This is a genomic window from Enterobacter cloacae complex sp. IR5403, assembly GCF_049238705.1.
Classification (GTDB): Bacteria; Pseudomonadota; Gammaproteobacteria; order Enterobacterales; family Enterobacteriaceae; genus Enterobacter; species Enterobacter hormaechei_C.
This window is the reverse complement of sequence record NZ_JBMKHP010000022.1, coordinates 1-24,903: the sequence shown is the minus strand read 5'-3', so window position 1 is coordinate 24,903 and position 24,903 is coordinate 1. Positions and strand designations below refer to the sequence as shown.

The 24,903-nt window shown below is 60.1% G+C and carries 13 protein-coding genes and 1 pseudogene; 8 read left to right on the top strand and 6 right to left on the bottom strand.

The annotated features are described in order from the left end of the window. Nucleotides 1–8: 8 nt before the first annotated feature. From ACOTW6_RS20560 to ACOTW6_RS20530, 7 genes are all read left to right on the top strand, one after another. Entirely contained in the window at nt 9–752 is a 744-nt protein-coding gene (locus tag ACOTW6_RS20560; RefSeq protein WP_213789202.1) for an alpha/beta fold hydrolase, read from the top strand. Continuing rightward, nucleotides 734–1,525: an HpcH/HpaI aldolase family protein gene (locus ACOTW6_RS20555; protein ID WP_213789203.1), complete on the top strand. Its 792-nt coding sequence runs from the start codon at nt 734–736 to the stop codon at nt 1,523–1,525. Before ACOTW6_RS20560 ends, ACOTW6_RS20555 begins: the two co-directional genes overlap by 19 nt. Nucleotides 1,526–1,536: 11 nt before the next feature. Next, complete coding sequence (locus ACOTW6_RS20550; protein ID WP_121478665.1) at nt 1,537–2,712, top strand: cupin; 1,176 nt, start codon at nt 1,537–1,539, stop codon at nt 2,710–2,712. 865 nt (nt 2,713–3,577) lie between these two features. Further along, nucleotides 3,578–13,813 carry a BapA/Bap/LapF family large adhesin gene (locus tag ACOTW6_RS20545; RefSeq protein WP_213789204.1) on the top strand — a complete coding sequence of 3,412 codons (10,236 nt, stop codon included), beginning with the start codon at nt 3,578–3,580 and terminating at the stop codon, nt 13,811–13,813. 82 nt (nt 13,814–13,895) lie between these two features. Continuing rightward, nucleotides 13,896–15,299 (top strand): TolC family outer membrane protein, encoded by a 1,404-nt coding sequence (locus ACOTW6_RS20540; protein WP_023295304.1) that lies wholly within the window; start codon nt 13,896–13,898, stop codon nt 15,297–15,299. Next, on the top strand, nt 15,296–17,488 hold the full coding sequence (locus ACOTW6_RS20535) for a type I secretion system permease/ATPase (RefSeq protein ID WP_213789205.1): 2,193 nt from the start codon (nt 15,296–15,298) through the stop codon (nt 17,486–17,488). Before ACOTW6_RS20540 ends, ACOTW6_RS20535 begins: the two co-directional genes overlap by 4 nt. Further along, nucleotides 17,469–18,668 (top strand): HlyD family efflux transporter periplasmic adaptor subunit, encoded by a 1,200-nt coding sequence (locus tag ACOTW6_RS20530; RefSeq protein WP_317457829.1) that lies wholly within the window; start codon nt 17,469–17,471, stop codon nt 18,666–18,668. The genes ACOTW6_RS20535 and ACOTW6_RS20530 overlap by 20 nt, the downstream gene beginning before the upstream one ends. A gap of 66 nt (nt 18,669–18,734) precedes the next feature. On the opposite strand, the gene ACOTW6_RS20525 is transcribed toward ACOTW6_RS20530, so the two are convergent. Together ACOTW6_RS20525 and ACOTW6_RS20520 are read right to left on the bottom strand one after the other, a co-directional pair. Then, the gene (locus ACOTW6_RS20525) at nt 18,735–19,916 is read right to left on the bottom strand and encodes a PLP-dependent aminotransferase family protein (RefSeq protein WP_017382758.1); all 1,182 of its coding nucleotides are present in this window, start codon (nt 19,914–19,916) and stop codon (nt 18,735–18,737) included. A 20-nt stretch (nt 19,917–19,936) separates the two neighbouring features. Next, nucleotides 19,937–20,824 (bottom strand): LysR substrate-binding domain-containing protein, encoded by an 888-nt coding sequence (locus ACOTW6_RS20520; RefSeq protein WP_213789206.1) that lies wholly within the window; start codon nt 20,822–20,824, stop codon nt 19,937–19,939. Nucleotides 20,825–20,921: 97 nt separating this feature from the next. Here ACOTW6_RS20520 and ACOTW6_RS20515 point away from each other — a divergent pair, with 97 nt between their 5' ends. Then, nucleotides 20,922–21,524, top strand: a complete 603-nt coding sequence (locus ACOTW6_RS20515; protein ID WP_213789207.1) for a short chain dehydrogenase — start codon at nt 20,922–20,924, stop codon at nt 21,522–21,524. Between the two features lie 38 nt (nt 21,525–21,562). On the opposite strand, the gene ACOTW6_RS20510 is transcribed toward ACOTW6_RS20515, so the two are convergent. The 4 genes and pseudogenes from ACOTW6_RS20510 to ACOTW6_RS20495 form a co-directional block, all read right to left on the bottom strand. Continuing rightward, nucleotides 21,563–22,561, bottom strand: coding sequence for a transketolase family protein (locus ACOTW6_RS20510; protein WP_213789208.1), 999 nt, complete (start codon nt 22,559–22,561; stop codon nt 21,563–21,565). Then, nucleotides 22,561–23,406: a transketolase gene (locus ACOTW6_RS20505; RefSeq protein WP_062933565.1), complete on the bottom strand. Its 846-nt coding sequence runs from the start codon at nt 23,404–23,406 to the stop codon at nt 22,561–22,563. The genes ACOTW6_RS20510 and ACOTW6_RS20505 overlap by 1 nt, the downstream gene beginning before the upstream one ends. 12 nt (nt 23,407–23,418) lie before the next feature. Further along, on the bottom strand, nt 23,419–24,168 hold the full coding sequence (locus ACOTW6_RS20500) for an SDR family NAD(P)-dependent oxidoreductase (protein WP_062933564.1): 750 nt from the start codon (nt 24,166–24,168) through the stop codon (nt 23,419–23,421). Between the two features lie 35 nt (nt 24,169–24,203). Next, nucleotides 24,204–24,800, bottom strand: a pseudogene (locus ACOTW6_RS20495) (MFS transporter); the annotation flags it as partial. Between the last annotated feature and the right edge of the window lie 103 nt (nt 24,801–24,903).

Here is a 24,903-nt window from a genome sequence, read left to right as displayed (position 1 = left end):
GGGATGCAATGGAATATCCGCTTCTGGACAATACCGATCTGCCGCTGGTGCTGCTTGGCGGCACGCTGTGTAACGCCCGGCTCTGGCAGCCCGTCATTGAACGGCTGAACGTCTCAGCGGTGCTGTGCATCACGCTGACGGGCGCAGAGTCCGCGCCGCAGGCGTCACGGCGGTTATTAAAGGTTCTGCCGTCGCGCTTTCTGCTGGCGGGCTTTTCGCTCGGCGCGATTGTCGCGCTGCAAATGGCCGCCGACGCGCCAGAAAGAGTGAACGGGCTGACGCTGATTTCCGTTAATCCGTTGCCCGTTGTGCCAGACACCCTCGCTTCACGCCGGGAAGCGGTACACACCGCACAGGCGCGGGGCCTGGCCGACTGGCTGGTCTCCTCGCTGTGGCAGAGCTATGTCGCCCCGTCACGTCTGTCCGATCGGATCCTGCAAGAGACTATTTGCCGAATGGCGCAAGAGTGCGGCATTGAGACCTTTGCGGAGCAAACGGAAATGGCCATTCACCGGCAGGACAACCGGACTGCGTTTAACGTCCTCTCCTGCCCCACATTACTTCTAAACGGCGCGCAGGACGTTATCTGCACGCCCCATCATCATCAGCTACTGGCAGCAGGCAACGCGAACGTGACCAGGCATACGGTGGAGGCTGGCGGGCATTTTATTCCGCTGGAAACCCCGGATGAGATCGCGCCGCTGCTGCGTCAGTGGATAACGGAGTGCATACAGTGCGCAAAAACAGTTTAAAGACCGCATTTCTGGAAAATACCCCGATCGTTAACGGCTGGCTGGCGATCCCGTCCGGGTATAGCGCGGAAATTATGGGCCATCAGGGTTACGACGCCGTCACCGTCGATTTGCAGCACGGCATGATTGATTTTGCCAGCGCGTTGTCGATGCTACAGGCGCTATCGGCCACGCCTGCCGTGCCGCTGGTGCGGGTGGCTGATAACGATCCGGCGCAAATCATGCGCGTATTAGACGCCGGCGCGTACGGCGTAATCTGTCCGATGATCTCCAGCGCGGAACAGGCTCGCCGTTTTGTCGCGGCCTGTCGCTATCCACCGCTGGGGGTTCGCTCCTTTGGTCCGGCCAGAGGTCTACTCTATGGCGGCAGTGATTATCCGCAGCACGCCAACGACGAGATCCTGACGCTGGCGATGATCGAAACCCGCGAAGGGCTGGCGGATCTTGACGCCATCCTTGATACCGAAGGGCTGGACGGTGTGTTTATTGGCCCCAACGATCTCTCGCTGACGCTGATCGGCAGCGCCAGCGCCGAATCCCAACATCCCGAAATGCTTGCTGCTATTGAGCGGGTGATTCACTGCTGCCGCCAGCAGCAGAAGATTGCCGGTATTTTCTGCACTTCCGGCGCGGCCGCCGCAGCGCGTATTGCGCAGGGTTTCCAGTTTGTTACCCCTGCAAACGACGTTATGCAGCTGGGTCGCGCCTCACGTGAAGCCATTGCTCTCGCCCGCGGCAACGCCATCCCTACCACCGGTGCATCCGGTTATTAAAAGGAGAAATGATGAAAACTATCCATCTTACCCAGAGCCAGGCACGAACACGGTTAATCGCCCCCGACGATATGGTTTCCTGCAATCTTGCTTTTATTGATTGCAAGCTGCCCGGTTCGCATCTCAAACAAAACTATTCCTTCATCGGCCCGGGTGTAACCCAGTCCAGCGAGCAGATTGTTAATATCCCCGAGCCGCACGGCTTTAACATTGGCGCGGCGGCTATGCCGAAAGGGGTGACCAATAACCTGCATCTGCATTTCACCGCAGAAGTGTTCCTGATCCATGAAGGGACGTGGCGTTTTCGCTGGGGCGCCAACGGCGAGCATGAAGCTGAATTTAGCGCACCCACTATCCTCTCAATACCGACCTGGATCTTCCGCGGTTTCACCAACGTCAGTAAAGAAGATACCTGCGGCATGGTGTTTACGGTGCTCGGCGGGGACAACACGGGCGGCATCATCTGGCACCCGTCAGTGCTGGCGGCCGCCAGCGAGTACGGTATGTATCTCAGCAAGGAGAATATGCTGATTGCGCAGGAGGCAGGTGAGCCAACGCCCGATCCCGCCACGCTGCTGACGCCGCTGTCAGAGCAATATATTGCCGGTCTGCGTGACTACAGCGTTGAGGAGATGCGCCAGCGTGCGGTAACCGGTGATGATCGCCGCTGGTCAGCACAGGGACTGCTGGATTCGGTGCTGCCGGGACACGGCGGCGAAATTGCGCCGGTTATCGGTTTCGGCATTTCCCAGGATCGGGATTCCGCTCCCGCTATCCTGAGCCCGCACGGTTTTTCCGTCGAATGGCTGCGCCTTGCTGACGACCACATTGTCGGTCGCCATCTCTGCCCCGATATTCAAGTGATCATGGTCTTTAAAGGCCAGCTGGAGGTAACCTGGAACGAGGTGGGTAAGGAAGTCAGCATTATCGCCCCGGAACGTTCGGTGATCTCCATTCCGGCAAACAGCTGGCGCCGCTACCGCGCGGTTGATGGCAATGTGGAGTTTATTCTGACGACCCGGGGCGATCAGCGTAAGCGCCTCTACTGGGACGAGGCGATTCTGCACGAGGCGAGAGAACACAATCGCTGCCTCGATCCTGATGGCTACGTGGCGGATGCCGACATCCTGCCAGCCACGGCCCGTCGGGCCGGAGAAAAAGTAGAAAAAGTGCCAGCAGCTAACTGATTTTTACGGCAAAGTGGCGCAAAATAGGGGGGCAGGGATCGCCTGCACCATCATCATTAATGATGCGCGTAAAACGGATTGCATGATAAACATGGATGGAAAATCAAATGTACAGACCCATAGTCGTTATCCTCTTTATTCTTCTGACGCTCGCCGCACTGATTGAAATAGGGATTATCTCTTTCGGCTAAACCTCCCCCCTCAGAAAGGCCATTTTTTCGGCCTTTTTATTTATTAAATATGTGAAGTCGGCAGTTTATTTTTATGCGTAGCAGAATATAAACCCAACCTGAAAATATATTTTATTTATGCGATCCCTTGAAATATATCATACAGCAGATAATTTACCCTAACTTAAATCGCAATTAAGCAGCCATTAACACTCGCTTAAACTATTATTAAAACCTATGTTTTCAGTATTATTTCCCTCTCACTCCTGCCGCTACCTAAGCCGCATCGCCTGTACGTCAGCGCTACTGCGGCGCGGCCCGCATAGCCAACAAAATATATTCACGCTATCAATTAATTTTCTCTGCAATCACAGTGCAGGGTTTACAGACACTTAATTTGCACATTCAGTTATTTATAGCTATATCATTTTTACAGCAAAATAAATTAATACCTGCATAAATAATAAGGTTTAAAAAACACGAAAATATAAATAAATAACAGTTTCTCATGTAAATAATTAGCTTCGCCCTGATGTTGCCACGTTGATTGCTGGCGGGTCTCGGTCGCTCTAAAGAAAGCAACGGTAAATACTGTTTTATTCACAGTATCTTCGCCGGGAGCGCCCTCATCCCTTCAGAAAATATGGCCACGTCTGACACGCCGTAAACAATAACTCTGCTGGAGTAATAACTGTATGAGCCAAATATCTGTTATATCTAAATTAACTGGCGTGGAAACGACCACGGAAGGGACACAGATAACACTCGATCACTCCTCAATCGTTAAACTTAACGTGGATCGCGCCGACATCTCAGGTTACTCCCGCAGCGGAAACGATCTGGTGATTACCCTCCACTCGGGCGAAGTGATTACCCTTAAGAATTTCTACGTCACCGACGCGCAGGGCGTGAGCCAGCTGGTGCTTGAGGAGAGTGACGGTGCGCTGTGGTGGATTGAAGATCCAACCGGTGCCGCCACCTATGAATCCATCGCCTCCACGGACGCCCTACTGGCGGCGTCAGGGAGTGATACCGGCGGCGCCGCAGCGTGGCCCTGGGTGCTGGGTGGCCTGGCCGTCGCAGGTGGGATTGCCATTGCGGCGGGAACCGGCGGTGGAGGCGGCGGAGATGACGATAACAACAGCCCGAGCCCCGGCAATCCGGGAAATCCTTCCGAGCCAGATACCACGCCTCCGGATGCCCCCACCAATCTACAGGTCTCCCCTGACGGCAAAACCGTCACCGGTACCGCTGAGCCAGGCAGCACGATTACCCTGAAAGATGCCGATGGCAACACCATCGGAACGGGCAAAGCGGGCAGCGACGGGAAATTTACGATTGATCTCGGTACGCCACTCACCAACGGGGAACAGATCACCGCCACCGCCACCGATCCGTCCGACAATACCAGCCTGGGCGGCCAGGTCACGGCACCGGATCTCACCGCGCCGGATGCCCCGGCCAATCTGGAGGTCTCTCCTGACGGCAAAACCGTCACCGGTACCGCTGAGCCGGGCAGCACCGTTACCCTGAAAGATGCCGATGGCAATACCATCGGAACGGGCAAAGCGGGCAACGACGGGAAATTTACGATTGATCTCGGTACGCCGCTTACCAACGGTGAACAGATCACCGCGACCGCCACCGATCCGTCCGGCAATACCAGCCCGGGTGGTCAGGTCACGGCACCGGATATCACCCCGCCTGCCGCACCGGGCAACCTGGTGGTGGCGGAAGACGGGGCCAGCGTCAGCGGAACCGCCGAGCCAAACAGCACGATTATCATTAAAGCGCCGGACGGTACGATCATCGGCCAGGCCACCGCCGGTCCGGACGGCACCTTTACCATCCCGATTTCGCCAGCCCAGACCAACGGCGAAGCCCTTGAGGTGACGGCCACCGACGGCAGCGGCAACACCAGCCCGTCTGGCTTTGCCGACGCGCCAGACAGCACGCCGCCGCTGGCGCCGGAAAACGTGGTGATCTCTGCCGACGGCACCACCGTAACCGGTACAGCCGAGCCGGGCAGCACCGTCACCATCCGTGAAAATGGCGTGAAGGTCGGGGAAGCGGTCGCCAACGATCAGGGGAATTTCAGCGTTGATCTGATCCCGCCGAAAGCCAACGGCGAAGCCCTGACCGCCGATGCCACCGATACCGCCGGAAACACCGGTCCGACCGCGCCGTTTGACGCGCCGGACATCACCGCGGCACAAATCCCGGTCATCACGGGCGTGGTGGATGATGCCCCCGGCGTCACTGGTCCTGTCAGCCAGAACGGTCTCACCAACGACAGCACGCCAACCATCAACGGAACGGGCGAGCCTGGCACCACCATCACCCTCTACAGCGGTACTACCGAAATTGGCACAGCAGTCGTGTCGGCGAACGGTCAGTGGTCCATCACGCTGGAAACCGCGCTACCGGACGGTGGGCACGTACTGACGGCGACAGCGGTTGACGCCAACAATAACCTCAGCGGGACATCGAACACCTGGAGCATCACGGTGGATACCGCCGCCCCGGGCGCGCCAGCCATTACGCAGGTCATTGATGACGTACCGGGTCGCACGGGTGCGCTCGACACCAATGAAACCACCAACGACACGCTCCCGACGCTGAACGGTACCGGCGAGCCGGGCTCCACCGTGACGATCCGCCTGGACGGACAGGATATTGGTACTGCCGTTGTTAACAGCGGTGGCGCATGGACCTTCACGCCCACCACCCCATTAGTGAACGGGCAGCATACCTTCACCGTCGTCGCGAGCGATGCGGCCGGTAACGCCAGCGCACCATCAGCCGGCTTTACCCTTACCGTCGATACCACCCCGCCACCGGCAGCCACCATTGACACCGTCTCCGATAACGTGGGGCCGGTGCAGCTTCCGCTTAACAGCGGGGACACCACCGACGACACGCTGCCGCAGTTGCAGGGAACCGCACCGGCAGGCACCACCATCACGATCTATGACGGGACCACCCTGCTCGGTACGGCGGTGCTCGACGGCAGCGGCGGCTGGAGCTTTACGCCAACCACGCCGCTGACGGACGGCCCGCACTCGCTGACGGTCCACGCAACGGATGAGGCGGGTAACACCACCATTTCGCCGCCGTTTGAACTGGCGATCGACACGACCGCGCCTGCAACGCCGGATATTCCTGAGATCACCGTCAACCCGGACGGCGGCACGCCGGGGACGGCCCTGAATCCTGGGGAGACCACCCGGGATACCACGCCAACCCTGAGCGGCTCGGGCACGCCGGGCGATACCGTCAACATTTACGATGGCGCCACCAAAATTGGTGAGGCCGAGATCGATGGCGACGGTAACTGGAGCTGGACACCCACCACTCCGCTGCCTGACGGCACTTACGATCTCTCCCTGACGGTCACTAACCAGGACAGCGCCGGGAACGAAAGCGCGCCGTCCACGCCGGTGACCATTACCATTGATACCGACGCGCCTGACCAGCCGGGAACCCCAACGGTGACAGACAGCGTAAGCCAGATCACCGGCCCCGTGCTGGATGGCGAATCCACCAACGATCCGCGTCCGGTCCTGAGCGGCACCGGTACCCCGAATGACGTTATCACCATCTATGACCAGGTGGGTACAGGCGAGCCGCAGGCCGTGGGCAGCGTTACGGTGGACGGTAACGGTAACTGGAGCTGGCGTCCTGAGAGCAACATTGGCGAAGGGACGCACGAATACACGGCGACCGCCACCGATGAAGCCGGGAATGAATCTGTGCCATCAGCCGGTATCACGATAACGGTCGATACCCTCGCCCCGGATACTCCGGTTATCAGTGCCATTGGTGGCGCGCAGAACGGCGGGTCCACTAACGACACCACACCGACCCTGAGCGGAACCGGCACCACCGGCGAGACGGTGATCATCTACAACAACGGCGTGGAAGTGACGCGCGTTGAAGTCATCAATGGCGGATGGTCCTATACCCTGCCGACGCAGACCGACGGCCCGCTGAATATCACCGTCGCCGCGGTGGACGATGCCGGTAACGTTAGCCCGGTAAGCCCGGTCTTTACGGTGGAGGTTGATACCCAGGCGCCAACCGTGCCGCAAATTGACGCCGTCTCTGACAGCCAGCTGACCAACAGCGTGCTTTACACCCGCGACGGTACGCCAACCCTCACCGGGATCGGTGAGCCGGGTTCAAGCGTCACCGTCTCCGTTGATGGTGTCGCCTCGCCGGTGGTCGTGGAGGTTCAGCCGAACGGGACATGGTCCTGGACCGCCGATCCTGCGCTGACCGAGGGGCCGCATACCTTCACAGTGGCCGCGAGTGACGCGGCGGGGAATACCTCCGCCAGCTCCGGCGATCTCAGCGTGACGGTGGATACCCTGCCGCCTGCAACGCCAACTAATATCGCCATCGCCAACGAGGGCACCCCGCTGACCGGGACGGCGGATGACGGAACCACCGTCACGGTTCGTGACGCCAACGGCAATGTCATCGGGACCGGGGTCGCGACGGGAGGCAACTTCTCCATTGCCCTCTCCCCGGCCCAGCTCGATGCCACTACGCTGACGCTCACCGCCACGGACCCCGCAGGCAATCTCAGCCCGTCAACCACCTTTGACGTGCCGGACTCTCCGCTCGAGCTGCCTGCGGTGCCGGTGATTACGGCGATCAACGATGACGTCGATCCCGTCATTGGTGATGTGAAAGATAAAACCACTAATGACATCACGCCTACCCTTACCGGCACCGCCGATCCGGGCAGCGTGATCGCCATTTATCAGGATGGATCGCTGGTTCCGCTGACCAACGTTGTTGCAGATACCAACGGCAACTGGAGCTACACGCCGCTCCTGCCGCTGACGGAAGGGCCACACACCTTTGCCGTGACCGCCACGAATACCACCACCGGCGCGACCAGCGGGCAGTCGCCTGTCGCGACCGTCACCGTCGACCTTACCGCCCCGACAGCGCCAGCCATCGGTGCGGTGACCGATGACGTAGGTCCGGTCACCGGCCCAATCGCCGACGGGCAGAGCACCAACGACAACCGTCCTACCCTGACCGGGACAGGCACGGCCGGGGACACTATTACCGTGTACGATGACGGCGACCCGCTGGGCACCGTTGTTGTCGGTCCGACCGGCACCTGGAGCTACACGCCGCCTGCGCTGGACGACGGCAGCCACACCCTGACCGTGACCGCCACCGACCCGGCGGGCAATGAGAGCACCCCGTCGGCCGGGATCACCATTGTGGTCGACACCGTCTCCACCACGCCGGTGATTACCAGCGTGACGGATAACGCAGGCAATGCGGCAACGCCTGTCCCAAGCGGCGATCCAACCAACGACACTACGCCAACCCTGACCGGTACCGCCGAGCCGAACAGCGTCGTCGCCATTTTTGATGGCGCCACGCAGATTGGTACGGTGGCGGCAGACGGTACCGGCGCCTGGACATTTACCCCTGAAACCGCCCTCGGGGAAGGAACGCATGACTTTACCGTCAGAGCGACGGATCCGCAGGGCAACGTCAGCCAGCCGTCCGGCGTCTGGAGCATCAATATCGATCTGACGGCGCCACAGGTGCCGACGATCGATACGGTCAGCGACAACGCCCCGGGTGGCGTAACCGGCCCGCTTACCGCCGGGCAGGTCACCAATGACACCACGCCAACCCTGAGCGGCACCGGCCAGGCGGGCACCACCATTCACGTTCTGAATAACGGCGTGGAGATTGGTACCACTACAGTCGACGGCAACGGTAACTGGTCCTTTACGCCGGATCCGGTTCTGACAGACGGGACGTATAACCTGCGCGTCAACGCCAGCGATGATGTCGGAAACGTCTCCGCCAACTCGCCAGTGTTCGCCTTTACGGTGGATACCACTGGCCCTGCGGCCCCGGTGGTCACCACGGTGATAGACGATGTCAGCCCGGGAACGGGAATCATCGCCAGCAACGGTTCCACCAACGACACCCGTCCAACCTTCAACGGTACGGGGGAAGTGGGCGCAACGGTGCACGTTATTGTCGATGATGTGGAAATCGGCACGGCGGTCGTCAACGCCCAGGGTAACTGGACCTTCACGCCGACCACCGCGCTCGGTGAAGGGCCGCATACCATTACCTTCAACGCCACCGATGCCGCAGGCAATACCGGGGTCACCTCGCCACCGTTCAACCTGACGGTGGATACGTCGGTGCCCGACGCACCGGTCTTTACCCCTGCCACCGACAATGCCGGTCCTGTGCTGGGCCCGGTCGCCTCGGGACAAAGCACAGACGACACCACGCCAACGCTGAACGGCACCGCGGCAGACAACGCGACCATCACCATCTATGAGAATGGTCAGCAGGTTGGCACCGCCGTGGCGGATGCCAACGGCGTATGGAGCTTCACCACCGGCACGCTGGCAAACGGCAGCCACACCTGGACCGCCACGGCAACCGATGCCGCGGGCAACGTCAGCCCTGCCTCACCAGGCTTTACGCTGGTTGTGGATACGACTGCGCCTGCCGCGCCGGTTATCACCCAGGCGATTGACGATGTTGGCACCATCACCGGGGCGATTGGTTCCGGCCAGACCACGAACGATCCTCTCCCGCGTCTGGTGGGGACCAGCGAACCGCTGGCCACCGTGAATATCTACGAGGGCACGACGCTGGTGGGCACCGGTACTGCCGATGCTAACGGCAACTGGACCGTGGATATCACCGTGCCGCTGGGCACCGGGTCACACACCTTTACCGCAGAAGCAACGGATCAGGCGGGGAACACCGGCGCGCCGTCCGCCGACTTCAGCCTGACCATTGACACCACGCCGCCAGCGCTACCGGTGCTGACCAGCATCACCGACGACGTCGGTAACGCTGCGATGCCTGTCGCCAACGGCGGGTTAACCAACGATGCCCGACCAACGCTCACCGGTACGGCAGAAGCTGGCGCGACGGTAACCATCTATGACAATGGGGTACAGATTGGCACTGCGGTCGCCACCGGCGGCGCGTGGAGCTTTACACCGTCCACCCCGCTGGCTGACGGGCCGCATAATCTGACCTTCTCCGCCACCGACGCCGTGGGCAACGCCAGCGCGCAGACCGGGGGTTACACCATCAATGTGGATGCCACCGCCCCTGTCGCACCGGCAATCACCTCGATTGTGGATGATGTGGGAACCGTCACCGGCCCTGTCACCGGCACCAACCCAACCAACGACACCCGTCCGACCTTAAACGGTACGGCGGAAGCCAATGCCACCGTACGTATTTACGACGGCACGACGCTGGTGGGAACCGTCACTGCCGATGCCAACGGCAACTGGACGCTGCCGCAAACCAGCACCACGCTGACCGAAGGCGCGCATAACTTCACCGCCACCGCCACCGATGCCGCGGGCAATACCAGCGCGCCATCGCCGATTATCACGATCAACGTGGACCTGACGCCGCCGCCAGCCCCAACCGGGCTGGCGGTGATCACCAACGGGACGCAGGTTACCGGTACGGCGGAAGCGGGAAGTACCGTCACCATTACCAGCAGCACCGGAACCGTGCTTGGCACCGCCGTCGCGGACGGCAGCGGAAACTTCAGCGCCACCCTCACCCCTCCACAGACCGGCGGGGAGTCACTGATTGTCTTTGCTACCGATAAGGCCGGTAACGCGGGTATCACCACCTCCGTGATTGCCCCGATCACCACGATCCCGAACGCGCCGGTTATCGCTAACATCGACGATAACGTCGGCACGGTGACGGGCAACCTGACCAACGGGAAAACCACCGATGACACCACGCCAACCCTGAGCGGCACGGCGCAGCCAAACGCGACTATCACCCTCTATAACAACGGGGTGCTGATGGGCACGGTCACCGCGAACGCCAGCGGCAACTGGAGCTTCACCACCCCGGTGCTGAGCGAAGGGCCGCATGCCTTCACCGCCACGGCGAGCAACGGCTCGGGCACCAGCCCGATTTCCACCTCGACTACCGTCATTGTCGATCTCACTGCGCCAACGGCCCCGACCGGGACCTTCAACGCAGACGGCAGCGTACTGACTGGTAGCGCCGAAGCGGGCAGTACCGTCACCATCCGTCTGGCGGACAACTCAACGGTCACCGCCACGGCAGACAGCAACGGCTCCTGGAGCTACACCTTCCTCAATAAACAGACGGAAGGCCAGACGCTGCAAATCACCGCCACCGATGCGGCAGGCAACGTCTCGCTGCCCGGCTCAGCCCTTGCGCCGGTGGTGCCGCTCTCAGCCAGCACCAACGTTGAAGAGCTGGCGCTGACGACCACCGCAACGGTGACCAACTCGCAGTACAGCGACTATGGTTTCCTGCTGGTGGGCGCCGTAGGTAACGTGCTGACGCTGCTCGGCAACGACACCGCGCAGGTAGGTTTCACCGTCGGCAGCGGCGGCAGTGCGGATATTGCCGTGAACGCCAACGCCACGGGTGCCGTACTCTCCCTGCTCAATACCCTTGAGCTGGTGGTACAGCGCTTTGACGCCGCCAACAACACCTGGACCACCGTGGTCGACACCGGACAGCCGCAGTTCGCTGACCTGCTGACCCTCGGCGCGACGGGGGTGTCGCTGAACCTGACCGGCCTGGCGGATGGTCAGTATCGCGTCCTGAGCTACAACACTAACCTGCTGGCAACCGGCTCTTACACCAGCCTCGATGTGGCGGTGAAAGAGACCAGCGCAGGCACCGTGTCCGGCGAGACCAGCGTTGTCGGGAACGTCATCACCGACGTGGACCCAACCGCAGGCAGCGACAACGCCCCGGCGGGCACCACCGTCACCGCGGTCACCAACGCCCAGGGCACCACCACCAGCGTCACGGCCGACGGCACGGTGATTCAGGGGCAGTACGGCACGCTGACCATCAACCTGGACGGCAGCTATACCTATAACCTGACCAACACCAGCGCCGCCGTCATTGGGCGCACGGAGAACTTTACCTACACCATCACCCACAACGGCACCAGCGCCTCGGCAAATCTGGTACTGTCGCTGGGCGAAGGCACCAGCAGCAGCGGTATCGTGGCCGTGGACGATACCGCCTCGCTGACCTTCGATACCACCGTGGAGGCGATCAACAACGGCACCTCGTCGCAGGGCGGCTTTACCCTGGTGGGGATCAACCTTGGCAATACGCTGGGGCTGAACCTGCTGGACGATCTGGCCAACCCGATCATCTATAACGTGGAAGAAGGCACCACCCGCACCATGACCGTTCAGGCGTCCGTGGGCGGCGTGGCGCTGGCCTCGGTGTTCGACCTCTACATCTATAAGTTCAACAATGCCACGCAGACCTTCGAGCAGATGCGCGTTGAACCCGGCTGGCTGCGCGCGCCGCTGCTGGGCGGCACCTCCTCGCAGCTGACGCTGAATCTGCCCGCCGGTGAGTACCTGTTCCTGCTCAATACGGCGGCGGGGATCACCGCGCTGACGGCCTACACGCTGAACGTCTTGCAGGATCATGTCTACAGCGTGGCAAGCGTGAGCGAGAGCACCACCGGGGATGTGCTGGCGGATGATATTGCGCCAGCGGGTACCGTAGTCTCCGACGTTAACGGCGTGGCGGTGAACAGCAGCGGCCTGACGGAGATCACCGGCGAGTACGGTACGCTGCGGATCAACGCGGCCGGGGAGTACACCTACACCCTGGACAGCGGGGTCGGCGCGGACCATATCAGCACGCCGGATACCTTCGTCTACACCATCACCGCGCCTGACGGCTCGAAAGACACGGCATCGCTGAACATCACCCCAACCGCGCGCCCAATGGATGCGGTAAACGATGTCAGCACCGCGATGGACGTCACGTCGGTGCACCATACGTCAACCTATACGGATACCTCCGTCGGCACCGCCAGCTGGACTACCGCCCTGTTGGGATCAACGCAGGGCAGCGGAAGCGGAACCTTCGTGGTGGATGCAAACACCGCGCTGCATAACGCCTCGCTGCACTTTAACGTGGCCTCGCTGCTGTCGCTGGGCGGGCTGACGGTGAACTGGTCAATCACTGACGGGACGAATGTGATTCGCAGCGGCTCCTTCAGCGGAGGCTCACTGCTGGGCGGCAGCATCGACGTTCCGCTGACCGGGCTGGATCTCAACGCCGGGACCTATACGCTGAACTTTACCGGCAGCGTACCGGGGCTGAGCGTGGGGAACATCACCATTACCCCAAGCGTAAACGGCACGACCTACTCCCTGTCGCAATTCGACGCGACGGGCACCCACACCGTTGACGGCAATATCTTCGACGGCACCGGCTCCGCAGGCGCAATGGACCAGCTGCACTCGGTTGATACCCGCGTGAGCATCACCGGCTTCGACGGCGTGACCACCACGCTCGATCCGTACACCGGCAGCACGATGTCCAACATCACGGGTCACTACGGGACGCTGGCGATTGCCGCTGACGGCAGTTACACCTATACCCTCAACCCGGGGATCTCGCTCTCTACCATTACCAGCAAGGAGGTCTTTAACTACACCCTGACCGATGCCAACGGTGTGAAAGATACCGCGTCGCTGACCATTGACATGGCGCCGAAATTTGTCAGTTCGGAGCATAACGATGTGATTAGCGGCACGGCCTACGGCGACACGCTGATTTATCAGGTGTTGAACAATACGGCGGGTAACGCCACCGCAGGTAACAGCACGGGCGACCACTGGACGAACTTCTCCCTCACACAGGGAGACAAGATCGACATTGGCGATCTGCTGGTGGGGTGGAACGGTAGCGCGTCGACGCTGGGGAACTATGTCTCTGTTTCACAAAGCGGTAACAATACTGTGATCTCCATCGACCGTGACGGCACGGGAGCCGCCTACACTAAATCTACGCTCGTTACGCTGGACAATGTTCAGACCACCTACGACGAGCTTGTAAACCAGCAACACATCATTACCTGATAGCACCTGCAAGAAATGACCCGGGCGCGCACAGCGCCCGGGCATAAACAATAAAGCAGTACTTTTTTATTAGGGACAAGACATGGGAAAGAAGATGCCTTACTGGTGGCTCTCGTGCTGCCTGATATCTGTGCCCGCTATCGCGGCAAACCCTGCGGCGATGATTAATACCGGACAATTAAGCGAAACGCAGGAACTCCCCTCTTTAAATGGCCGCGTGGCGCCCGTAGCCAGCAAAGCCGCCCCCGGCACGCTACAGCTGAATGAAGCGGTTAACCGCGCCGTGACCTGGCATCCGGCCATCAGTGAAGCCGTCGGCAAACTCTATCAGCAGAGCGAAAATGTGGACGTCGCCAAATCAAAATATTATCCGCAAATTAACGCTGGCATGGATAACGGCTATAGCCACGACGGCGACGATAATGGCTTTACCCCCTCGCTGGTGCTTTCTCTTTCGCAAATGCTGTACGACTTCGGCAAAGTCGCAAGCCAGGTGCGCGCCGAAAACGCGGGCGTCGCCCAGCAGCAGGCCAACGTGCTGGTGAGCATCGACACCATCGCCCACGATACCGCCATCGCCATGGTGCAGGTGCAGACCTGGCAGCAGATGGTCGAGACCGCCAAAGAACAGCTGGATGCCCTGTCCTCCATCGGCACCCTGACGAAACAACGTAATGATGAAGGCGCAACGTCACTCTCTGACGTGGTGCAGACCGACGCCCGCATCGAAGGGGCGCGTGCGCAGCTGATGCAGTATCAGGCCAGCCTCGACAGCTCGCGCGCCACGCTGATGAGCCTGCTGGGCTGGGACAGCCTGAACGCGGTCAGCAATGACTTTCCGCAGAGTCTGGCCCGCAGCTGCGACATCGCCGAGCCGGACGATCGTCTGGTGCCCTCGGTATTAGCGGCCTGGGCGCAGGCCAACGTCGCGCAGGCTAATCTCGACTATGCCAACGCGCAGATGACCCCTACCGTTTCGCTGGAGCCGGAAGTTCGTCACTACCTGAACGACCGCTACGCCGGCAACGAAACGCGGGACCGCACCCAGTACTCCGCGTGGGTAAAAGTGCAAATGCCGCTCTATCAGGGCGGCGGCCTCACCGCACGGCGTAACGCCGCCGGACACGCGGTAGAATCCGCCCAGTCCACCATTCAGCGCACCCGTCTTGAGGTGCGGCAAAAGCTGCTTGAGGCGCGCAGCCAGGTAATGAGCCTGATGAGCACGCTTCAGATCCAGGGCCGTCAGGAAGCGCTCAGCGCCCGCACCCGCGAGCTGTATCAGCAGCAGTATCTCGATCTCGGTTCCCGCCCGCTGCTCGACGTGCTCAACGCCGAGCAGGAGGTGTATCAGGCGCGCTTTACCCAACAGCAAACCGCCGGACAGCTACATCAGCTTCAGTTGAACTGTCTGTACAACACCGGGCGCCTGCGTCACGCGTTCGATCTTGAAAACCGCACCATCCAGACCGTGGAGATCCAGCCATGAAGCAACGCGATATTCCGCAGGGTGAAAATATGACGGATGAGGCGCTGGAGCAGTGGGCGCAGGCGTTTGGCTATGTGGCGACGCGCTATCGCGTTGCCTGCTCGCCAGGCTCGCTGATCGCCGGCGCGCCGTGGCTGAAAGGCAAACCGATGGTGCCCGCGCTGACGCAGCTCGCCCGTGAAGCCGGGCTGACATTCCAGCTGCTGACGGCCGATCAGCACGCCATCAACAGCTGGCGTCTGCCGGTGGTGGTGGAGCTGAACGACGGTAAAATCGGCGTGATCGACAATTTCGACGGCGAGGATACGCTTGAAGTCAGCTTTTTCGACGACAGCACGCACACCAACCGCCTGTCGATGAGCGCGATGCTGCCTGCCATCCGCCACGTCATCGCCCTGCGTCCGCTGGCGGCGCTGAAGGACAGCCGCGTGGATGCCTATATCTCAAAATACCGCCCGGACTGGCTCTACCGGCTGGTGATGCGCGACCTTCGCCCTTACAGCTGGGTGATGCTGGCGGCACTGTTCATTAACGTGCTCTCCCTCTCGGGCATCGTCTTTTCCATGCAGGTATATGACCGGGTGATCCCCGCCCAGTCCTATCCGACGCTCTATGTGCTGACCATCGGGGTGCTGATCGCCACGCTGTTTGGTTTTGTGCTGCGCGTGGCGCGCGGACACATTATGGATCTGCTGGGTAAACGCTCGGATCTGCGCGTCTCGGATCGGGTGTTCGGCCACGCGCTGCGGCTGCGCCACAGCGCCATTCCGCGATCCACCGGCAGCTTTATCTCCCAGCTGCGCGAGCTGGAGCAGATCCGCGAGATGGTCACCTCCTCCACCATCTCCACCATCGTCGATCTGCCGTTTTTTATCCTGTTTGTGATTGTGCTGGCGATCATCGCCCCGCAGCTGGCGTGGATCGCCCCGGTGGCGGCGGTGATCATGGTCCTGCCTGGCCTGCTGCTGCAAAAGAAGCTGGCGGAGCTGGCGAAGCAGTCGGCGCATGAATCGACCCTGCGCAACGCGGTGCTGGTGGAGAGCGTGCAGGGGCTGGAGGACATCAAGCTGATGCAGGCGGAGAACCGCTTTTTGCAGCAGTGGAACAGCTATATCCAGATCACCGCCGAATCCGGCCTGCGCACCCGCGAGCTGACGCAGAACCTGATCAGCTGGGGGATGACCATTCAGAGCCTGGTGTATGCCGGGGTGATCGTGGTGGGCGCACCGATGGTGATTGACGGCACCTTAACCACCGGTTCGGTGGTGGCCGCCTCAATGCTCGCCTCACGGATGATCGCCCCGATGGCGACGCTGTGCGGCGTGCTGGCCCGCTGGCAGCAGGTGAAGGCGGCCAAAGAGGGGCTGGACAGCATTATGCAGTTGCCGACCGAGAATCAGCGCGAAGAGACGCCGATCCGTCAGGACGTGCTGCGCGGACATTACCTGTTCGAGCAGGCGCAGTTCCGCTATCACCCGGAAGATCCGCGCATGGCGCTGCGCATTAACCGACTGGAGATCAAAGCGGGCGAGAAAGTGGCGATCCTCGGGCGCAACGGCGCGGGCAAATCAACCCTGTTGCAGGCGATGGCGGGCGGGATGGATCTGGCGGGCGGTGAACTGCGGCTCGACAACCTCAGCCTGCCGCATCTGGACGTGGCTGACGTGCGGCGAAACGTCGGCTTTATGACCCAGAACGCCCGGCTGTTTTACGGCACCCTGCGCGAGAACATCACGCTCGGCATGCCGCGCGCCACCGATAAAGAGATCTTCGAGGTGCTGGAGATGTGCGGCGCGGCCAGCTTTGTGCAGAAGCTGCCGAAGGGGCTGGATTACCCGATTATGGAGAACGGCGTCGGGCTGTCCGGCGGACAGCGGCAGTCCATTCTGCTGGCGCGGATGCTGCTGCGCGATCCGAATATCGTGCTGATGGATGAACCGACCGCTTCCCTTGATGAGCATACCGAGCGGGAATTTATTCAACGTCTCGGCGCGTGGCTTGGCAACCGCACGCTGATTGTCGCGACCCACCGCGTGCCGGTGCTGGAGCTGGTGGAACGCGTGGTGGTACTCAAAGATGGCATGCTGGTGATGGACGCGCCAAAAGCCCAGGCGCTGAACAACAGCCGAATGCAGCAACAGCAGCAGGCAAACGGACGGGAGTGGAAAAATGAAAATCAGTCAGCGTGACGTTGCCGCAGTAGAAGATCTGGATAACGCGCTCGACTCCGAAAGCGGTTATACCGGTGCCCGGCGCATTGTTTTCTTCTCCCTGCTGATGTTTGTGGTGCTCGGCGTCTGGGCGTGGTTCGGGGTGCTGGACGAAGTCTCAACCGGCACCGGGAAAGTGATCCCCAGCTCACGCGAGCAGGTATTGCAGTCGCTGGATGGGGGCATCCTTACCGAGCTGAACGTGCACGAAGGGGATCAGGTGCAGGCCGGGCAGGTGCTGGCGCGACTGGATCCTACCCGCTCGGAATCCAACGTCGGCGAAAGCGCGGCGCGTTACCGAGCATCGCTGGCCTCCAGCGCGCGTCTGTATGCCGAGGTGAACGATCTGCCGCTTAAATTCCCGCCGTCCCTGGCGAAATGGACCGACCTGACCGCCGCTGAAACGCGGCTCTATAACTCACGCCGCGCCCAGCTGGAGGATACCCAGCGGGAGTTGCGCGCCGCGTTAGATCTCGCGAACAAAGAGCTGGCGATCACCCAGCGGCTGGTGAAAACCGGGGCCGCCAGCCACGTGGAAGTGCTGCGCCTGCAACGGCAGAAAAGCGACCTGGAGCTGAAGCTCACCGACGTGCGTTCCCAGTATTACGTGCAGGCCCGTGAAGCGCTGTCGAAGGCCAACGCCGAGGTGGATATGGTGTCAGCGATCCTGAAAGGCCGCGAGGATTCCGTTACCCGTCTGACGGTGAAGTCTCCGGTGCGCGGGATCGTGAAAAACATCAAAGTGACGACGATTGGCGGTGTGATCCCGCCCAACGGTGAGCTGATGGAAATTGTGCCGGTGGACGATCACCTGCTGATTGAAACCCGCCTCTCGCCGCGGGATATCGCCTTTATCCACCCTAATCAGAAGGCGCTGGTGAAAATCACCGCCTACGATTACGCGATTTACGGTGGGCTGCACGGGGTGGTGGAGACCATTTCGCCGGACACCATTCAGGACGAAGCGAAGCCGGAGGTGTTCTATTACCGGGTGTTTATCCGTACCAGCCAGGATTATCTGGTGAATAAGGCGGGCAGGCACTTCTCGATCGTGCCGGGGATGATAGCGACGGTGGATATTAAGACCGGGGAGAAAACGGTGCTGGATTATATGATCAAGCCGTTTAACCGGGCGAAGGAGGCGCTGAGGGAGCGGTAGTCAAACGCCGGGTGGCGGCTGCGCCTTACCCGGCCTACTTCTGAGAGCTGACGCTGCTGTATCAGGTTACAGCGATATCTTCAAACGTCGAACCGCTTCTTTAAGCTGCTCATCCGTTGGGGTAACGAAAGACATGCGCAGCGTGGTATGGTCCGGCTCGTTGCAGTAGAAGAACTCACCCGGCACAAACACGACGCCGTTGCTCAATGTTTTTTCCAGCCATTTCGTCGTATTGATGCCGTTGTTCATTTTCGCCCACAGGAACATGCCGCCCTTTGGCTTGTGGAACGACATCACATCGCCCAGCTCCGCTTCCAGTTCCGTTGCAAAGGTCTGGTATTTCTGGCGATAGGCTTCGCGGATCATTTTAATCTGATTCGCCAGACGACCGGTTTTCAGATACTCGTACGTCATCAGCTGCGACAACGTGCTGGTGTGCAGATCGGTGGTTTGCTTGAGGTTCACCACCGCGCGCTTCAGCCACTCCGGCACCAGCACCCAGCCCACGCGGGTGCCCGGCGCGAGGATTTTAGAGAAGGTGGAGGTGTACACCACGTTATCCTCATTGCCGATATCTTTGGCATGGGCAATCAGCGGGCGGAACGCTTCATCGGTGTAGTTAATTTCGCTGTACGGGTCGTCTTCGATAATCACGAAGTCATAGCGCTTCGATAATTCCACCAGCTGTTTACGACGCGCTTCGGAGAGCGTCACGCCGCCCGGGTTACCAAAGGTTGGCACGATATAAACCGCTTTGATGGTTTTGGTGGCTACCAGCGCTTCAAGTTCATCCACTTTCATGCCGTCGCCGTCGGTGCCGACGGATTCAAAATTCGCCTGCGCCAGACCAAAGACCTGCAACGCGGCGAGGTAGGTAGGCCGCTCCACGACGACCGTATCGCCCGGGTTAATTAACGCCCGCGCCAGCACGTCAAGCGACTGTTGCGAGCCGGAAGTAATGACCACGTCATCGGCTTTACAGGCGATGCCGCGACCTTCACAAATGCGTTGGATCTCTTCGCGCAGCCCCGGGACGCCTTCCGTCAGGCCGTACTGGAACGCTTCGCCAAAATGCTGAGACAGCACGGCATCAGCGGCGATTTTTAAACCTTCATGATCGAACAGGTCCGGATTTGGAATACCGCCACCCAGCGAAATCACGCCTGCCATTTTGCTATGTTTTAATAATTCACGGATGGCAGAGGATTGCAGGCCCTGCGCGCTGCTGGCGAGTTTGTTTGCAGACATTCTTTACTTACCTTCTTTTTTTATATTGTGCCCAATCTTAGCAGAATATGGGCAATAAATTCCGTTAGCTTAGGCAGCGGCCGCAAATCCTGACGCCAGAGTAAATGCACCGGCCTCGGCGCGGGCGTAAACGCTTCCAGAACCCGAACCAGCCTGCCGTTCGCCAGCTCTTCCGCCACCAGCACTTCCGGTTGCAGCAGGAGTCCTGCCCCGGCTCGCGCCGCCATGCGTAAGCCGTAGCCGTCATTGCATCGTAAGACGGCATCACGCTTCCAGCGCACTTCGCCTTCCACTCCCGGCAGCCGCCACTCGTTACGCGCCGTCCATACCGTGTGCGACAGGCACAGGTGATCCACCAGATCGGCTGGCGTCTGCGGCGTACCGTGACGCGCCAGATAATCCGGCGCGGCGCAGATCACCATGTTGTAGGGACACAGGTATTTCGCCACCAGATCCTCATTACGGATCTCACCGATACGAATGGCCAGATCGACCCCTTCCTCTACCAGATCCACCATTCGGTTGGTGAGATCCAGTTCGATGCGCACTTCCGGGTAACGCTGCAAAAACGTGGCCGTCAGAGGCGCGATAACGCAGCCGCCAAACGAGGTAGGCGCCGTCACGCGCAGGGTGCCGGCGGGCGTGGCTCGCAGGCGCTCAACCGCGTTTTCAGCAATCGAGACCTGCTCCAGCACGCGCCTGGCCTCTTCGAAATAAACCCGTCCGACATCCGTCAGGCTCTGGCGACGGGTGTTGCGCTCCAGCAGCCGCGTACCGAGCTGCGATTCCAGCTGTGCAATATACTTCCCGACCATCACCGCAGACATCTCCAGCCGCGCCGCCGCGCCGGTAAAGCTGCCGCTTTCCACCACCGCGATGAACGTCTCCATCCCGCGAAGCTTATCCATATTCCGAACCTCTGGTTAGTAATCTTCTAACGTCAGCCCAGTTTATCTGAATTTTTATTTATTAAAGAATGAAGGCTCACAACATAAGGAGTCTGCTATGAAAATCGTCATTATTGGTGCCAGCGGTACGGTCGGTCGTGCTGTGACAGAAGAGCTAAGCCGTCGTCACGAGGTGATCCGCGTAGGTCGCACGCAGGGCGATCATCAGGTGGATATCACCTCGCAGGCGAGCGTGCAGGCGCTGTTCGAAAAGATCGGTCCGGTGGATGCGATTGTCTCCGCCAGCGGAGGGTTGCACTTCGGCCCGCTCGCAACCATGACCGACGGCGAGTTCAACCAGGGTTTGCAGGATAAGCTGCTGGGGCAGGTTCGTCTGGCGCTGACCGGCCAGCACTACCTGAACGAAGGTGGCTCGATTACGCTGATAAGCGGGATTGTGGCGCACGAGCCGATTGCCCAGGGCGTGAATGCCACCACGGTTAACGCCGCGCTGGAAGGGTTTGTGCGCGCCGCAGCCTGTGAACTGCCGCGCGGTATTCGCATTAATCTGATCAGCCCGACGGTGCTGACGGAATCCGTCGACGCCTACGATGGTTTCTTCCCCGGCTTTGAAAGCGTCCCCGCCGCGACCGTTGCGCAGGCCTACCGCCGCAGCGTGGAAGGGGTGCAGAGCGGGCGGGTGTATAAGGTGGGTTACTGAAGCAGGAAAGGGGCGAGTGAATACTCGCCCCGCAGGGTTCAGAGCCTGCGCCGGATTTTCTCCACCATGGCGGTGGTCGAAATCCCGTAGCGGTCGTGCAGGGTGGGCAGCGCGCCTGCGTCAAGGAATGCGTCCGGCAGTGCGACAGTATCGAAATCCACGTTCACGCGGTTGCGCATTAACAGCGACGCGACGGCTTCGCATAGCCCACCGACGCTGCTGTGGTTTTCCGCCACAATCACCAGCCGTCCCGGCTTTGCGGCCTGCGCCAGGATCGTCTCTTCGTCCAGCGGCTTAATGGTGGGCGAGTGCAGCACCGCCACGCTGACGTTATCTTTACGCAGCTGTTTCGCCGCCTCCAGCGCACGCATGGTCATCAAACCTGAAGCAATGATCAGGACGTCGCTCCCCTCTTCCAGCAGCGCGGCTTTGCCAATCTTAAACTGGTAGTTGTACTGGTCCAGCACCACCGGCACCTTGCCGCGCAGCAGTCGCATATACACCGGGCCATCGTGCGCTGCCATCGCCGGCACCGCCTGTTCGGTGTCGATTGCGTCACAGGGATCGATAATCGTCATGCCCGGAATACCGCGCATAATCGCAATATCTTCCGTCGCCTGGTGGCTCGGCCCGTAACCGGTGGTTAGCCCCGGCAGCGCCGCGCAGATCTTCACGTTCAAGTGCTCTTCAGCAATCACCTGATGGATAAAATCGTAGGCGCGGCGGGTGGCGAAGACGGCATAGGTGGTGGCGAAAGGAATAAAACCCTCTTTCGCCATGCCGCCCGCGGCCCCCATTAACAACTGCTCGGCCATGCCCATCTGAAAGAAGCGTTCCGGGTAGGCCTGAGCGAAAATATGCAGATCGGTGTACTTCGACAGATCCGCAGTCATGCCTACGACCTCCGGTCGCTGTTCCGCCAGCTTCACCAGCGCGTGGCCGAACGGTGCGGCTCGCGTCTCCTGGCCCTCTTCCGCGATAGAGGCAATCATCGCCGACGTGGTTAAACGCGGTTTTTTCTCCGTGGTCTGGCTCATTACAGCACTCCTTCAGGTTTGTTGGCATCCAGTACGGCGAGTGCCTTTTGCCACTCGTCAGCATCCACGCGAATAAAATGGTTCTTGTCACGCTGCTCAAGGAAAGGCACTCCCTTGCCCATCAGCGTGTCGCACAAAATGACGCGCGGCTGGTTTTCCGGATAGCGTTTGGCGTTATCAAACGCCGCCACCAGCGCAGGAACGTCATTGCCGTTTACGCGCTGCACGTACCAGCCGAAGGAGGTCCACTTATCCTCCAGCGGTTCAAAGCCGAGGATCGCGTGCGAGTTGCCGTCCGCCTGCTGGCGGTTAATGTCCACCAGCACGATCAGGTTCGACAGGCCATGGTGTGCCGCCGACATCGCCGCTTCCCAGGTTGACCCTTCATCAAGCTCGCCGTCCGACATGGAGTTGACGACCCACGCCGTGCTCTGCTTGTGCTTCAGCCCCAGCGCCATGCCAACGCCAATGCTTAAGCCCTGCCCCAGCGAACCGCCGGAGATCTCCATGCCTGGCGTGTAGGTTGCCATGCCGGACATCGGCAGGCGGCTGTCGTCCGCGCCGTAGGTCTCCAGCTCCTCTTCAGATATGACCCCTGCTTCAATCAGGGCGGCATAACAGGCGATGGCGTAATGGCCGTGGGAGAGCAGAAAACGGTCACGCCCTTCCCACTCCGGCTCGCCCGGCTTAAGGCTCATCCCGTGGGTAAACGCGGTGGCCAGCACATCGGCATAGCCCAGCGCCTGCCCGATGTAGCCCTGCCCCTGAACTTCGCCCATTCGTAACGCATAACGGCGAATGCGCCAGGCCGCCGCGGCCACCTGTTGAACTGTGGTATCCGTCATCTTCGAGTCTCCTTAATGGATCAGCATCCCGCCGTTCACGTCGAGCGTGATACCGGTGGAGTAAGACGAAAGGTCGCTGCCGAGGAACAGTGCGGCGCGGGCAATATCCTGCGCATCGCCGAGGCGGTTAAGCGGAATGCCCGCCAGGATGGCGGTTTTCATCTCATCACTCAGCTTGCCTGCGGTGATGTCCGTCTGAATAAGACCCGGCGTGATGCAGTTAACGCGCACGTTATCCGGCCCCAGCTCGCGGGCCATCGCTTTCGCCAGGCCCAGCACACCCGCTTTCGCGGCACTGTAGTGTGGCCCGCCAAAAATACCGCCACCGCGCTGGGCTGATACCGATGAAATACAGACGATGCTGCCCGACTTCTGCGCGCGCATGGTGGGGATCACCGCCTGAGACATCAGCAGCGTGCCGCGCAGGCTGACGTCCAGCACCGCATCGTAATTTTCACGTTTGATATCCATCAGCTTGATAGGCTGTGTAATACCAGCGTTATTCACCAGAATATCGATGCGCCCGTATTTCCCCAGCACCTGCTCAATGGCGGCATTAACCTGTAATTCATTGCTGACGTTCGCCGCAAGGCCCAGATGTTCATCGCCCAGACTCGCCGCCGCTGCCCGGCTTGCTTCGACATCTAAATCGATAATCACCACTTTCGCGCCCTGTTCGGCATATAATTTCGCCGTGGCGAAACCCAAACCGCGTACGGAGGCCGCGCCGGTAATGACGGCGACTTTATCTTTCAATAGCATATATTTACTCCATTCTTACAAGAGGGATTTTTTTATTATTTCGGTTCTTCCAGCAGCATAATCATAATTAAGCCAATGGCTGCACAAATACCGAAATAAATAAACACAGAATTAAAACTGCCTGTTTTATCCAGCAGATAACCTGCCAGCATCGGGGAAACAAATCCGCCGAGATTACCGCCGCTATTGATAATGGAGGCAGCTATCGGATAGGTTTTACTGTCCGCGACGGCCATACCGTAAGCCGTAAAAGCAGGCCAGCCGATATTCAGACAGAGGCCAACAAAGAACAGCCCCACGCAAACCGCCACGGTGCTTTGCGGAATATTCAGCATAATGACCATCATCAAAACGGTGCTGACCGCGGTAAACATCATGGTCGGTTTGCGCCGACGGCCGAGTAGTTTGTCGGAAACGTAGCCGCCGAAAATTGCACCGATAAATCCGCCGATGCACGGCATACTGGCGACCAGCCCCATACTCATAAACGAAAAGCCTTTTTCCTTCACCAGATAGAGTGGGATCCACGTCAGCAGGCCGTACAGCACGCTGACCATCATGAAATAGGCCAGGCAGTCACCGAGTATATTTTTCGAGGTAAACAAGCCTTTCACCGTGCTCACCGGCGCTAAGGAAGGTGCGAACAAGTCCCTGATATGAGATCATGTTTGTCATCTGTAGCCATGGAACAGGGTTCATCATGAGTCATCAACTTACCTTCGCCGACAGTGAATT